Origin of the sequence: Brevibacterium luteolum, from assembly GCF_025147615.1 — a bacterium.
Classification (GTDB): domain Bacteria; phylum Actinomycetota; class Actinomycetes; order Actinomycetales; family Brevibacteriaceae; genus Brevibacterium; species Brevibacterium luteolum.
Genome location: NZ_JALXPM010000001.1, coordinates 100560 through 114537 on the forward strand (window position 1 = coordinate 100560; position 13978 = coordinate 114537).

11 protein-coding genes are annotated in these 13978 nt (G+C 67.8%); 2 read left to right on the forward strand and 9 right to left on the reverse strand.

All coding sequences use genetic code 11. The features are described 5' to 3' along the window. The first annotated feature begins 63 nt into the window (after window positions 1-63). Window positions 64-2883, forward strand: coding sequence for a hypothetical protein (locus tag M3C25_RS00480; protein WP_259854517.1), 2820 nt, complete (start codon window positions 64-66; stop codon window positions 2881-2883). 1 nt (window position 2884) lies between these two features. Continuing rightward, window positions 2885-3916 (forward strand): hypothetical protein, encoded by a 1032-nt coding sequence (locus M3C25_RS00485; protein ID WP_259854519.1) that lies wholly within the window; start codon window positions 2885-2887, stop codon window positions 3914-3916. Window positions 3917-3977: 61 nt separating this feature from the next. Here M3C25_RS00485 and M3C25_RS00490 read toward each other — a convergent pair whose 3' ends face one another. The 9 genes from M3C25_RS00490 to folK all read right to left on the reverse strand — a co-directional run bounded on the left by M3C25_RS00490 (window position 3978) and on the right by folK (window position 13931). Beyond that, entirely contained in the window at window positions 3978-6599 is a 2622-nt protein-coding gene (locus tag M3C25_RS00490) for an ATP-dependent Clp protease ATP-binding subunit (protein WP_259854521.1), read from the reverse strand. 236 nt (window positions 6600-6835) lie between these two features. Then, on the reverse strand, window positions 6836-7177 hold the full coding sequence (locus tag M3C25_RS00495; RefSeq protein WP_102161304.1) for a histone-like nucleoid-structuring protein Lsr2: 342 nt from the start codon (window positions 7175-7177) through the stop codon (window positions 6836-6838). Between the two features lie 22 nt (window positions 7178-7199). After that, on the reverse strand, window positions 7200-7460 hold the full coding sequence (locus M3C25_RS00500; RefSeq protein WP_102161302.1) for a hypothetical protein: 261 nt from the start codon (window positions 7458-7460) through the stop codon (window positions 7200-7202). A gap of 132 nt (window positions 7461-7592) precedes the next feature. Next, the gene (gene lysS, locus M3C25_RS00505; RefSeq protein ID WP_259854524.1) at window positions 7593-9125 is read right to left on the reverse strand and encodes a lysine--tRNA ligase; all 1533 of its coding nucleotides are present in this window, start codon (window positions 9123-9125) and stop codon (window positions 7593-7595) included. A 97-nt stretch (window positions 9126-9222) separates the two neighbouring features. Next, complete coding sequence (locus M3C25_RS00510) at window positions 9223-10122, reverse strand: Rossmann-like and DUF2520 domain-containing protein (protein WP_170273208.1); 900 nt, start codon at window positions 10120-10122, stop codon at window positions 9223-9225. Continuing rightward, window positions 10119-11954 (reverse strand): PH domain-containing protein, encoded by a 1836-nt coding sequence (locus M3C25_RS00515; protein WP_170273207.1) that lies wholly within the window; start codon window positions 11952-11954, stop codon window positions 10119-10121. The genes M3C25_RS00510 and M3C25_RS00515 overlap by 4 nt, the downstream gene beginning before the upstream one ends. Continuing rightward, complete coding sequence (locus M3C25_RS00520; RefSeq protein ID WP_165884587.1) at window positions 11954-12508, reverse strand: PH domain-containing protein; 555 nt, start codon at window positions 12506-12508, stop codon at window positions 11954-11956. Before M3C25_RS00520 ends, M3C25_RS00515 begins: the two co-directional genes overlap by 1 nt. Next, window positions 12505-12966 (reverse strand): DUF3180 domain-containing protein, encoded by a 462-nt coding sequence (locus M3C25_RS00525; RefSeq protein WP_102161292.1) that lies wholly within the window; start codon window positions 12964-12966, stop codon window positions 12505-12507. The genes M3C25_RS00520 and M3C25_RS00525 overlap by 4 nt, the downstream gene beginning before the upstream one ends. Further along, window positions 12963-13931, reverse strand: coding sequence for a 2-amino-4-hydroxy-6-hydroxymethyldihydropteridine diphosphokinase (gene folK, locus M3C25_RS00530; RefSeq protein WP_259854526.1), 969 nt, complete (start codon window positions 13929-13931; stop codon window positions 12963-12965). Before folK ends, M3C25_RS00525 begins: the two co-directional genes overlap by 4 nt. Between the last annotated feature and the right edge of the window lie 47 nt (window positions 13932-13978).

The following is a 13978-nucleotide window of genomic DNA, read 5'->3' on the forward strand; positions in this document are numbered from 1 at the left end:
CTGAATCGACGTCGCAGAAGCTTCGCCCCTCCCCAGCGAAGGCGACTGAGCCAAGGAGCCGTCATGACCGACCAGCCGCCACCGGAACAGCCACCTGCGAACCCGCCCGGCGCGAATCCCGGTCGGCAGGGCATCCCGTCGCCGCCTTCCATACCGCCTCGGTCGACTTCTGGGCCGCAGCCGGCCGCCGGACCGCAGCCGGTCTATCACCAGCAGGCCGACGGACAGCAGCAGGCCTACAGTCAGCCCGCCGGATCCTACCTGGGCTCGCAGCCGCAGCAGGGGACCTACAGCTATCCCACCGGCCCGTGGCCGGCCCGCCAGAGCCCCATCGACGGGTTGACGATCCGCGAAGGCCTCGTGACCGCTGCCATCGGGCTGGCCGCCGGCTTCATCGCCTCGCTCATCATCTCCCTCATCGTCGTCTCCACCATCAACGACGCCATCACCGACGCTGCTGACGGCATGCCGACCGGTTCCCTCGGCTTCACTCTGCCCTTCATCCTCTTCGCCCTCGCCCTCGGCGGGTCGGCCGCACTGCGCTTCAGCGGTCAGGCCTTCGACGAGCTGAGCGCCTCAGCGGCAGTGCACTTCGCCGGAGCTCCCCTGCTCATCACTGCCGTGTTCACCACCGCTCTCGTGTGGTGGTCGATGCTGAGCGAACGGCGCCACCCCTCGCGCACCGTCGCGGCATTCTGGATCCGCATCGGCCTGACGACCCTGTCGCTGACCACCGTGCTGTTCCTGCTCCAGCTCATCTTCGCCTCGCGTTCGAACATCACCGAGGACTACTTCTCAGCCTCCCTCGAATTCTCCGCCGTGACCCCGCGGACGTTCTTCCTCCCCCTCATCTTCATCCTCATCGCCACGACCATCGGCCGGATCCTCGGCCACTACCGCGGCTGCGATGCCGCGGGCCTCCCGTGGCTGCGCTACGCCGCTGCCCCTGCGCGCACCGCGCTGCTGCATCTCGTCATCGTCGGCGCGATCTTCCTCATCGTTAGCTTCTTCGTCCTGCCGCTGCACTTCGACGTCCACGGCAGCTTCGTGCCGCTGCTCGCCGGCACCGCCGCACTCATGATGGCAGCGCTGACCCACTTCGGCGGCCTGTCCGCCAGCGGCCGCGCACTGGCCGGAGACAGCCACGAGGGCGGCTCGACAGCGGTGACGATGTTCAGCGACACGATCCCGGGCACCCTGTGGCTCGGCCTCCTCGCCGTGCTGCTGGCCGCCTTCATCGCCGCGATCGCCGCAGCCGTCACACGCCGGCCGAGCTGGGCCCACCAGCCCGGCGTCTCCAGTCCGTGGACCTCGATCTGGCAGCTGCCGGTGACCTTCGGCCTGCTGTGGGGACTGCTCTCGGTCGTACTGCTGCCGGTCAAGGTCAGCGGCCGGGCCAGCGGACAGGGCGCTGACCTGCTCGGCAGCGACATCCCGGCGATGCTGAATCTCAGTGTCGGCCTGCTGCCGTGGACGTTCCTCATCTTCGCCCTCTGGGGCCTGCTCATCGAGGTCCTCGCGATCACGATCGCACCCCGCATCGTGCTGACGATGCCGCAGCTGGCCGCGTGGCTCGGCGGGCGCGCCGTCCACCCGTACTGGGGTCAGCCGCTGGGCATCAGCGAACCGCGCGGTGCGCTGCGCCACCCGGACATGAAGACCCCTCCTCCCCCGGTCGCACCCCCAGGCGGATCAGCGACGCCGCCTCCGCCGAGCACCCCACCGGCCACCTCGGCACCGGCCGCAGCAGCGGCACCCTACACCGCCTCGGAACCGGTGCAGGCCACCCCGCCGCCACCGCCGGGATACGCGGCCGCGCCGATGGGCCCACCGCAGCCGATCGACCGGCGCAAGGCCAAGATCTGGGGCATTGCCGCCGGGGCGCTCGTGCTCGCACTGGTCGCCAGCATCATCGCCGTCGGGCAGATCAACTCGCGGTTCTACGGCCCCGACGGGGTCGTGCGCTCCTACCTGTCGAAGCTCTCCAGCGGTGACGCCGAGGGGGCACTCGCGCTGGCCGATGTCGATGTGCCGGTCGAGGAGCGGACACTGCTGACGAACGAGGTGCTCGGCAACGCCGCAGCCCGTCCGGACAGCATCTCGATCACCGACACCGAGGTCGACGGCGACACCGCCGTCGTCACCGCCGAGTTCGACCTCGGCGGCTCGAAGAGCGACGTCACGATGGACGTGCGCAAGGTCGGCAAGCGCGGAATCTTCTTCAACGACTGGCGGCTGGCCTCCCCGGGTCTGGGCCAGGTCGTCGTCGAGACCCCGAACCTCAGCCAGGTCAACGTCAACGGCGTGACCGTCCCGACAACCGACGGGATGCTCAGCCTGCCGGCCTTCCCGGCGCTCTACACCGTCAGCCTCGCCGACTCCTCGGACTATCTGGAGGCCGACGAGGTGCAGACGCGGGCGTTCTTCGAAGGCACCTCCGCAGAGGAAGCCGGCGGGGAGCTGCCGGTGCTGCAGGCCACGCCGACGCAGGCGTTCACCGATGAGGTGAACAAGCAAGTGCGCAGTCTGCTCGACTCGTGCGCAGGCAAGGCCGAGACCGAACCGGCCGGCTGCCCGTTCGGCTCGCGGTCGGCAAGCTACTCCGACGTCACGAACGTCAAGTGGTCGATCGAGGAGTACCCGGACATCTCGTTGAGCGACAGCGGCAGCTACGGATACGGCTACGGCGACTCCGAGCCGAACGACGGCTCAAAGTGGCGCATCACCTCCGAGTCCACCGGCTCTGCGCTCATCACCGGCACGTACAGCCTGTTCGGGGATTCGGAGAGCTATGACAACACCGTGAGCTTCGACGTCTCCGGCACCGCCGAGATCGTCGACGGCAAGGTCGTCATCAGCGTCGAGGAGAACAGCGGATACTGAGGTGGCACGCCAGCCGACCTCCCGCCGCCGGCGCGCGCTGCTGGTGATCGGCGTGGCCGGGGTTGTGGTCGTGGCGCTCATCGCCGGCATCACGTGGTTCACGGGGCTCAGCCGTGAGAGCAGCCCTGCCGGCACGGTGCGTGACTATCTCTCGAAGCTCGCTGCCGGAGACGCAGCCGGGGCCCTGGCGATGGCCGAGCACGACATTCCCGCCGGGGAGTCCACGCTGCTGACCGACGAGGTGCTCGCGGGCGCTGACCGGATCGAGCAGGTCGAGATCACCGGCACCGAGACCAGGGGTGACACTGCCGTCGTCACCGCTGACTACCGCCTCGGTGTCGGATTGCGCACGACTGAGTTCACGCTGCACAGGGCGGGGCCGAAGGGACTGTTCTTCAGCGACTGGAGGCTCGAAGCGCCGGAGCTGGAGCGGCTCGTCATCGACACGCCGCATCTGTCCGAAGCCGCGATCAACGGGGTGACGGTGTCGGCGTTTCGGCAGCAGATCTCGCTGCCGGCGTTCCCGGGGATCTACACCGTCGGAGTCCCGGAGGACGACGAGTTCGTCACCGCCAAGGAGGTCCGTGTCTACTCGGCCTTCCCCACCGCCAGTGAGCCGCAGGACTCCTACTCTCTCATCGCGGAGCCGACCGAGCGGTTCACCGAGGCGGTCAACGCTGAGGTGCGCGCGATCATCGACGACTGCGCGCGGAAGGATGAGGCCAATCCGGCCGGGTGCCCGCTGACATGGCCGGACGCTGAGCGCTACGATCTCTCCGATCTCAGGTGGTCCGTCAAGGAGTATCCGACCGTCGGTCTGCGAGCGGCCTCCGAGCTCCGCGGTGAGTCGGCCGAGGACGGCTGGCGGTTGAGCGGGGAGCGTTCCGGCACGGCACAGATCAGCGGCCTGCGCAGCCGGTTCGGCGATGCTCCCGAGCGCTTCGAACAAGAGCTGTACATCAGGCCAGAGGGCACCGCCATGCTCGATGAGAACGGCGATGTCACCCTCAGGATCGACACGGACGACAGCTGAGCGGGCACGCGAAAGGGGCCGGCGGGGATGAACCCCACCGGCCCCTTCTCACTGCTCAGGCTTACAGCTCCTGGGTGCCTGCCGATTCGGCGTGCGCCTGGCCGCCGTCACCGGGCGTGTCATCGGACCGGGCGGCAGCGGCATTGGCGGTGTCCGCCTCGGGAATGGCTCCCGTGCCCTCCTCGTCCTCGGCCGAATCCGCACCGACCTTGACCGGGGCGCGGTCCTCTTCGACGCCGCGGAAGGTGAACACCGCATCGGTGCCCTCGCCTTCGACGTCGACGTAGACCGTCTGACCCGAGCGCAGCTCGTCGAACAGGATCCGCTCGGAGAGCTGATCCTCGATCTCCTGCTGGATGGTGCGGCGCAGCGGGCGCGCACCGAGCACCGGGTCGTAGCCGCGGTCGGCGAGCGTGTCCTTGGCCTTCTGGGTCAGCTCGATGCGCATGCCCTGGTCGGCCATCCGCTCGTCGAGGCGTGCGAGGAACAGATCGACGATGCGGACGATCTCCTCCTTCTTCAGCTGCGGGAACACGATCGTGTCATCGACACGGTTGAGGAACTCCGGGCGGAAGTGCTGCTTGAGCTCTTCGTTCACGCGCTGCTTCATGCGCTCGTAGTTCGTCGTCGTGTCGCCCTCGACCTGGAAGCCCATCTGCTGGCCCTTGGCGATGTCGCGGGTGCCGAGGTTCGTCGTCATGATGATGATCGTGTTCTTGAAGTCGACCTCACGACCCTGCGAGTCGGTCAGGCGGCCGTCTTCGAGGATCTGCAGCAGCGAGTTGAAGATGTCGCTGTGCGCCTTCTCGACCTCGTCGAAGAGCACCACGGAGAACGGCTTGCGGCGGACCTTCTCGGTCAGCTGGCCGCCCTCTTCGTAGCCGACGTAGCCCGGAGGCGAACCGAACAGCCGCGAGACGGTGTGCTTCTCAGAGAACTCACTCATGTCAAGTGAGATGAGCGCGGACTCGTCGCCGAACAGGAACTCCGCCAGCGCCTTGGCCAGCTCGGTCTTGCCGACGCCGGTCGGGCCGGCGAAGATGAACGAACCGGACGGGCGCTTCGGGTCCTTCAGGCCGGCACGGGTGCGGCGGATCGCACGCGAGACCGACTTGATGGCATCGTTCTGTCCGATGATGCGCTTGTGCAGCTCGTCTTCCATCCGCAGCAGACGCGAGGACTCCTCCTCGGTGAGCTTGAAGATCGGAATGCCGGTCGCCGAGGCGAGCACATCGGCGATGAGCTCCTCGTCGACGATCGCCGACTGGTCCTTCTTGCCCGAACGCCACTCCTTCTCAGCCTTGTCCTTCTCGGCCTGCAGCTGCATCTCGGTGTTGCGCTCATCGGCGGCCAGCTCGAAGTTCTGCTTGTCGATCGCAGCTTCCTTGCGCTGGCGGGCCTCAGCGATCTTCTCGTCGAGCTCCTTGAGCTCCGGCGGGGCGGAGAGCCGCGAGATGCGCAGCTTCGCTCCGGCCTCGTCGATGAGGTCGATCGCCTTGTCCGGCAGGAACCGGTCGTTGACGTAGCGGTCGGAGAGGTTGACCGCCGAAGCCAGTGCGGCATCGGTGATCGTGACCTTGTGGTGCGACTCGTAGCGATCGCGCAGTCCCTTGAGGATCTTGATCGCATCCGACAGGGTCGGCTCCGGCACCTGGATCGGCTGGAAGCGGCGTTCGAGGGCCGCGTCCTTCTCGATGTTCTTGCGGTACTCATCAAGGGTCGTCGCGCCGATCGTCTGCAGCTCACCGCGGGCGAGCATCGGCTTGAGGATCGAGGCGGCGTCGATCGCGCCCTCGGCAGCGCCAGCGCCGACGAGCGTGTGGATCTCGTCGATGAACAGGATGATGTCGCCGCGGGTGCGGATCTCCTTGAGCACCTTCTTCAGCCGTTCCTCGAAGTCACCGCGGTAGCGGGAGCCGGCGACGAGCGAGCCGAGGTCGAGCGTGTAGAGCTGCTTGTCCTCGAGGATCTCGGGCACGTCGCCGCGCACGATCGCCTGGGCCAGGCCCTCGACGACGGCGGTCTTGCCGACGCCGGGCTCGCCGATGAGGACGGGGTTGTTCTTCGTGCGGCGCGAGAGCACCTGCATGACGCGCTGCATCTGCTCGGTGCGGCCGATGACCGGGTCGAGCTTGCCCTCGCGGGCGGCAGCGGTGAGGTTCCGGCCGAACTGGTCGAGCACGAGCGAGCCGGAGGGGGTTCCCTCTTCACGGCCGCCGCTGGTCGCGCCGACGGGCTCCTTGCCCTGATAGCCGGAGATGAGCTTGATGACTTCCTGGCGTACGCGCGCCAGGTCCGCGCCGAGCTTGACGAGCACCTGGGCGGCGACGCCTTCGCCTTCGCGGATGAGGCCGAGCAGGATGTGCTCGGTGCCGATGTACGTGTGGCCCAGCTGCAGCGCCTCGCGCAGGCTGAGCTCCAGGACCTTCTTGGCCCGTGGGGTAAAGGGGATGTGGCCGCTGGGAGCCTGCTGGCCCTGGCCGATGATCTCGGTGACCTGGTCGCGCACCTGCTCGAGTGAGATGCCCATACCTTCCAGAGCCTTTGCTGCGATGCCCTCACCCTCGTGGATGAGGCCGAGCAGGATGTGCTCCGTGCCGATGTAGTTGTGCTTGAGGATCTTTGCCTCTTCCTGCGCAAGCACCACTACGCGACGGGCACGATCCGTAAACCGCTCAAACATTTGCCCTCCTCGGTCTGTCGATTCCTCTGACTCTAACCAAGGCGGCGCCGGATTTATTGCCGTTTCGCCGTCAGCCGAACGCCATTCGGCTCATGGCGAAATTCAGTGCGGATCGGCTGGGAATCTGCCCTGAGAACACCGCAGCGGGCCCAGCCGGAGTGGCTGGGCCCGCGTACGTCAGGCTCCGTTCCCGAGGCGGTGCTCAGGCCGGCACAGAAGGTGCCGCTGGCCTGGGGTCAGTGGGCGTTGTCGTAGGCCTCGATGATCTCGCTGGGGATCCGGCCTCGGTCGGAGACCTCGTAGCCCTTGTCCTGAGCCCACTTGCGGATCTGGGCGGTGTCCGAGCGCGAGCCGGCCGAGCGGCGGCTGCGTCCGCTGCCGCCGCGGGTGCCGCGTGCCGGGTTGGCGACCCGGCGGGCGCGCTCGATGAACGGTGCGAGGGCCTCACGCAGCTTGGCTGCGTTCTCGCTTGAGAGCTCGATCTCGTAGTGTCCCTGGTCGATGGAGAACGACACCGTCTCGGCTGCGTCCGTGCCGTCGAAGTCGTCGGTGAGCACAAGCTTCATTTCGCGTGCCATAAGAGCCTTTCGTCGATGCTGATCAATGAGGCGAGGTGTCCTCTGCATCCCGGGTCACGGAGCCGGATTCAGGTTCAGGTTCTGTTTCTGTCACCGTGTTCGGCGCTGCAGCAGCGGAATCGCCCGGGCGGTTCTCGCCCTGTTTCTCCGAATCTTCTAGATCGGCGTAATACCGGTCCATTTCCCGCCGTTCGATGCTGTCGGCGCGGATGATGGCACGAATAACGTACCAGAACAGCAGCGCCACACACAGCGATGGCAGAAGGACTTTGATGTATTCCACAACTGATCCTAACCCTTAACGGCTCTTGTGCATATCTTTATCGACAATGTCGGGGTGTGAATCACACGAATATCGTTCAGCTCCCGGTCGCCTGACTCAATGTGCATTGGTCTTTCATCTGCCCGGCTGGGTTCAATTCTCAATCGGCTTGATGAATGGGAAGAGAATGGTCTCGCGGATTCCCAGGCCGGTGAGCGCCATGATGAGGCGGTCGATTCCCATGCCCATTCCGCCGCTGGGCGGCATGCCGTATTCCATCGCCATGAGAAAGTCCTCGTCCAGGCGCATCGCCTCGTCGTCGCCGCGCGCGGCATCCTTGGCCTGGGCTTCGAAGCGCTCGCGCTGCACGACCGGGTCGACGAGCTCGGAATAGCCGGTGGCCAGTTCGAAGCCGCGCACATAGAGATCCCATTTCTCCACCACGCCGGGCTTGTCCCGGTGGGCGCGGACCAGCGGTGAGGTGTCGACGGGGAAATCGACGACGAACGTCGGTGCCCACAGACGGTCGGAATAGAAGTGCTCCCACAGCTCTTCGACGTATTTGCCGTGTGAGCGGAATACGCCTTCGAGATCGACATTGTGCTCATCGGCAATAGCAGAGAGCTCTTCAATGCTTGTGTCCGGAGTCACATCGCGCCCGGCTTCCTCGGACAGCGATTCGTACATGCTCACGACAGCCCAGTCACCGCCGAAGTCGTATTCGGTGCCGTCGGACAAGGTGACGGTGAGCGATCCCACGGCATCCTTGGCGGCATTCTGAATGAGCTCCTGGGTGAGCTTGGCGATCGAATGGTAATCGCCGTATGCCTGATATGCCTCCAGCATTGCGAATTCCGGGGAATGCGTGGAATCAGCACCCTCATTCCGGAAATTGCGGTTGATCTCGAAGACGTTCTCCAGCCCGCCGACGACAGCGCGCTTGAGGTACAGCTCCGGGGCGATGCGCAGGAACAGGTCGATGTCGTAGGCGTTCATGTGCGTGCGGAACGGCCGGGCCGCCGCTCCCCCGTGCAGCGTCTGCAGCATCGGCGTCTCGACCTCGGTGAAGCCGGCGTCGTCGAAGGTCGAGCGCAGCGACTTGACGATCTTCGCCCGGGTCTGCACGGTCGAGCGCGCCTGCTCGCGGGTGATGAGGTCGAGGTAGCGCTGGCGGATCCGGGTCTCGTCGGTCAGCTCGGTGTGCAGGGCCGGCAGCGGGCGCAGCGCCTTGGCTGCGATCGCCCACTCGTCGACCATGACGGAGAGCTCGCCGCGCTTGGACTTGATGACGTTGCCGTGCAGGAACACGTGGTCGCCCAGATCGACGTCGGACTTCCAGTCTTCGAGCCGCTCGGCGCCGACGACCTTCTGCGAGAGCATCCCCTGCAGGCGGGTGCCGTCGCCGGACTGCAGCGTGACGAAGCACAGCTTGCCGGTGTTGCGCACGAACACGACGCGGCCGGCCACGCCGACGACGTCCTCGGTCTCCTCACCGGGTTCGAGATTCGGATGGGCAGCGCGCACCTCAGCGAGCGTGTGGGTGCGGTTGACGGTGACCGGGTACGCCTGCTGACCGGACTCGAGCAGCCGGGCGCGCTTGGCCTTGCGGATGCGCTGCTGTTCGGGGTCGAGATGTTCTGGGATCTCTTCGGGCGCACCAGCCGGTGCCGTGACGTTCTCTGGCATGCCTCCAGGGTACTAAGTGCGCCCGCCTGTCAACGAATCCACAGGTTCGCCTGCCGCTGCGGGGCCCGCGCCCGAGGCGTGGGTCACGTTCGGGAGGTCAGTCGCGTTCGGTCAGCAGCTCGTGCATGGCCCGGGCCTGCTCGGTGGTGATGGTTCCGTTGGTCAGCGCCCGGGCGATCGTGGCCTTGGCCATCGCGGTGTAGGCGTCAGCGACGTCGAGGGAGCCTGCGGCGACACTGTACTCAGCCAGGGCGTCGAGGTGGGCGGCCACCGTGCCGGTGTCGCCGCGGCTGACCGGCCCGGTCAGTGCCGAGGGCCCGGCCTGCAGGGTGTTGGACACGCTCGCTTCGACGAGTGAGCGCAGCACCCGGGCGGGGTCGTCGATGCCGAGGCTGGTGAGCACGTCGAGTGACTGGCTGAGGGTGGCGACGGTGTGGTTGGCGGCATGGGCGATGGCCGCGTGGTAGAGCGCCCGGTCGGCTTCGGCGACGATGATCGGCTCAGCGCCGATCTCGACGACGAGCGCCTGTCCGATCGGCAGCACCGGCTTGGCCGCGGTCACTGCGATCGTCGCCTCCCGCAGGCGCGGCAGGTCGACGGAGGTGCCGGTGAACGACAGGGAGGGGTGCAGGGCGATGGTGAAGGCTCCGGATGCGGCGGCGGGGCCGAGCACCTCGGTGCCGTACATGCCCGCGCAGTGCATGACGATCTGGCCGGGTTTGAAGCAGCCGAGCTTCGCCAGCCCGGCCACGAGTTCGGCCAGCACATCGTCGCTGACGGTGAACAGGACGAGTTCGGCGCGTTCGACAAGGGTCTCGATCTCGAGGATCGGCACCTCGGGCAGCATCGCCTCGGCGCGGTCGCGGGAGGCCTGGGAGGAGGCGGTCGTGCCGATGATCGCGTGTCCGGCTGCGCGCAGCGCATTGCCCATGACGGCTCCGACTCGTCCGCAGCCGACGATGCCGATGCCCAGCCGGGTCTGGTCCTCGTGGTTCATACCGTTCCTCCCTCGTGCTGTGGTGTCGTCTGCTGTGCTGCTGCCGGTGTCCGGCCGTCGAGGACTTCGCGGGCGGAGCGGGTGCGTTCGGCGTGGTCGAAAAAGAACTGCCAGCTGACCGGGATCGACTGGTGCAGCACGCAGGCGGCGATCGGCCCGGCGGTCGAGTCGAGGTTGATGCTGGCGAGATCGAAGCGGCGCTGCAGCGGGCCCTGGTGCCAGCGCATCGACTGCACGCGGGCGTGCGGGGTGCAGGTGACCTGGCGGGTGAGCCAGCCGGAGCGGATGATGAGCATCGAACCGGTCACCGTCCACCCGTTGCGCTTGTACGTCAGCGGGTCGAGCCACCGGCTGGAGGGCGGCTGGCCGACGAAGCGCTGCTCGACAGTGGCGAGCGCAGCCGGGTCGGCATCGGTGATCTTGGCAGCCTCATCGCCGTACATCGCGGCGGCGAAGAGAGTGTGGGCGTCGATGCCGTCGGACGGCTGCGGATCGGGCAGGGCGAGGGCGAGCATCATGAGCGCCTGCTCGCGGCTGCCGACTGGCAGCAGCACGTTGTCGCCGTCCCCGTCGCCGGTCTCCCCGCCGGCCATGTTGAACTCGACCTTCCACCAGCCGGTCAGCCGCCACAGCAGCGGCTGGCTCATCCGCACCGCCTGGATGCGCTCAAGCCGGATCGTGCGCCGGGAGGTCGACAGCAGCCCGCGGGCCACCTGCAGGCCGTCCTCGGACAGGCTGGCGGAGAAGTTCGCGTTGGTGAAGGTGCTCCGCGCGTAGGCGAGGAGGCCGAAGATCGCCGGCAGGAAGCTCAGCGCGATCGTGAGGCTGATCCGGCCGGGGAAGAAGACGGCCATGACGATGAAGAACCCGGCCGCGGCGATGAGCAGCAGCCCCAAGAGGATCACCCCGAGGGTGAAGAGCTGGGAGAGGATGACGATGTGGGCGGGGATCCGCACGATCCGCCCCTCGGCATCGGTGCGCGGGCTCACCCGGTACGGGGCGAGCACCTCGTGCAGCGTCTGCTCGGCATCGGCGGTCACCTCGCCGGCGGCCCCGTGCACGGCGCGCATGACGCGCGCACCGAGCGTGTCGCCGGTGCGCAGCTCACGGGCATGGACATCCGGCTGGGTGATCGCGGTCCCCTCCCCCGTTCCCGAGGCGGTGGGCACCTGGCCGTCGACGGCACCGTCTGCGGGGGTGGGCGCGCCTGCCTGGGTGCCCGGCGCCTCGGGCGCGGTGCGTTGCTTGGCTGCCCGCACCCGGGTGAGCATCTCCGCGCGCAGGCTCTCGGCCTGGCTGCGGGTGAGGTAGGCGATCTCGATCTTCGAATCCGAGCCGCCGGCGACGTCGAAGACGAGGCCGGCCAGCCCGAAGATGCGCGGGAGGATCTTCTGGTAGACGTCGATCGACTGGACGCGGTCGAGGCGGGCGGAGCGCAGTTTGCGGCTGATGAGGGTCTCGCGCAGGTAGACGGCTTCGTCGTCGACGCGGTAGGCCATCGCCCGCCACAGCAGGTAGTTGAGCAGCCCGATGATGAGCAGGACAGCCAGTGCTGCCGCGGCCACCCACAGCAGCCCGTTCTGGCCCATCCAGGCGAAGAAGCCCATGTCCGGTGGGCGGCCTTCGCGGATCGCCCGGATGATCGAGTCGAGGACCGACTGGCCGAAGGCGATGAGGCCGGCGATGACCGCCACGATGATCGCGACGAGGTTGATCGCCGGGGTCAGCGGGTGGACGCGCGTCCAGCCGGCGTCACCGGTCGGGGCGTCGACAACCGACGGCGGGACGTCCGGCTGGACGTTCTGGGGCTGGCCGGGTTCGGGATGGGCCATCACAAGCCTGCCAGCTGGGACTCACCGCGAGTGGCCAGCTCATCGCGCAGCCGTTCGGCCTCGGCGCGCGGCAGGCCGGGGATCGTCGCGTCGGTTGAGGCCGAGGCGGTGTGCAGCTCGACGCCAGCCAGGCCGAACATCCGCTCAATCGGCCCGGAGGACACTTCGACGTACTGCAGCCGGCCGTAGGGCACGACTGAGGTGGTGTGGAACATGATGCCGTGGCGCACGAGCAGATCGGAGGCGCGTTCGGCGTAACCGAGAGCCTTCGTCTGCCGGAAGATGAGCCACACGGCGAAGATCGCCCAGGCGGCGATGACCGGCAGGCCGATCCACATCAGCGGCTTCCAGAACAGGATGCCGACGACGAGGACGACGATGAGTGCGCCGACCAGGAAGATCGCCTCGGTCAGCAGCCGGGCGTAGGCGTACTTGCGGTCCACCGGCTGGAAGGCGACCCCGGCCTCGGGCGGGGGCAGCGGGCCCGGCTGCACCGGGCGTTGGGGTGGCTCCGGCTGGCGGGGCGGCTGCGGTGGTGGGGCGGGGATGCTCATGCGGTATCTGCTCCTGCAGTGTCGTCGGGTGGGAGTTGGCAGAAGGACTCGACGACGAGCCCGACGACCATGACGATGGCGGCGGCTGCGACGGCCAGCAGCATCCCGCCGGCCTGTTCGGCGCGCACGCCGGCGGCGCTGACGACGAGGTACATGGTGCCTCCGAGGTACCAGCCGGTCAGCAGCGACCCGGCAAGTGCTGCGGCCTTGGCCATCATCGCCACGCGGGCGGCTTTGACGTGGTCGAGTTCCTTGGTGCGGTCACCGTCGTTCCATTTCTTGATCGGCCAGCCGAGGATCAGCAGCACGATCGACAGTGCGAGCATGCCGATGATCGCCGGCCACGGCAGGCCCGGCAGCGCCTGGCCGAGGGACTCCCAGATGTAGTTGAAGCCGAGCGCCACTATGATGCCGAGGATCCCCCAGGTCAGCAGCTGGGCCGGTTTCGTCTGCGTCATAACCCGATCGCCTCACCGGTATCGCGCAGCCCGCCGCCGTCGTCAGCGCGGGTGAGGGCGGTGCTGAGCGGCACCGTGCCCGAGGCGGTGGCCACCGTGGCATCAGGGCGCAGCTGGGCCCAGGGGGCAAGCACGAAGGCGCGTTCGGCGGCCCGCGGGTGAGGCAGGACGAGCTGGCCGGTCTCGCAGGTGATCTCGGCGGCCGCGTCGTCGAGGCTGCCGGTGCGGGTGCAGCGGATGAGGTCGATGTCGAGGGTGCGCGGGCCCCAGCGGGTCTCACGGGTCCGGCCGTGGGCGAGTTCAATGCCCTGGCACACACCGAGCAGCTGCAGCGGTGACAGTTCGGTCGTCACGATCGCCACGGCATTGGTGAAGTCGGGCTGGTCGATTCCACCGACCGGTTTCGTCGCAAACGCCGTCGAGCACGCCTCGACGCTGATGTCGGGATGGGTGTCGAGGGCGGTCACGGTTGCGCGCAGCGCCTCGAGCGGCTGGCCGAGGTTGGCACCGATTCCGAGCACCGCCTGCAGGCCGGTGCTCTCGGCGCGGGTGTCCCCCGCCTCGGGCGCGGGCAGGGAGCCGGCCGGCGTCTCGGGTGCGGGGCGGGTGATGGTGACGCTGACGTCGTCGAAGGCGACCGGCACGGGCGCGGCGGGCTTGTGCACGGTGACGGTCGCGGAATCCGCGACGGTGAGGCAGTGATCGGCGATGCGCTCGGCGAGCGTTTCGATGAGGTTGAGCGGCTCACCTGCGATGATCGCGGCGATGTCCTCGGCCAGGGTGCCGTAGTCGGCGGTGTCAACGAGCGCATCGGAGGCGGCTGCCGCGCGGGTGTCGGTGTGCAGGGTGACGTCGACGATGAAGTCCTGGCCTTCGCGGCGCTCGAAGTCGAACACGCCGTGGTAGCCGTAGACCTTCAGCCCGGTCAGCGTGATGGCGTCGCCTGCGCGCGTGCGGTCGGCCACTGTGTCTCCCTGTCGTGTCGTCGTTGGTCTCTACCGTACTGCGCCCG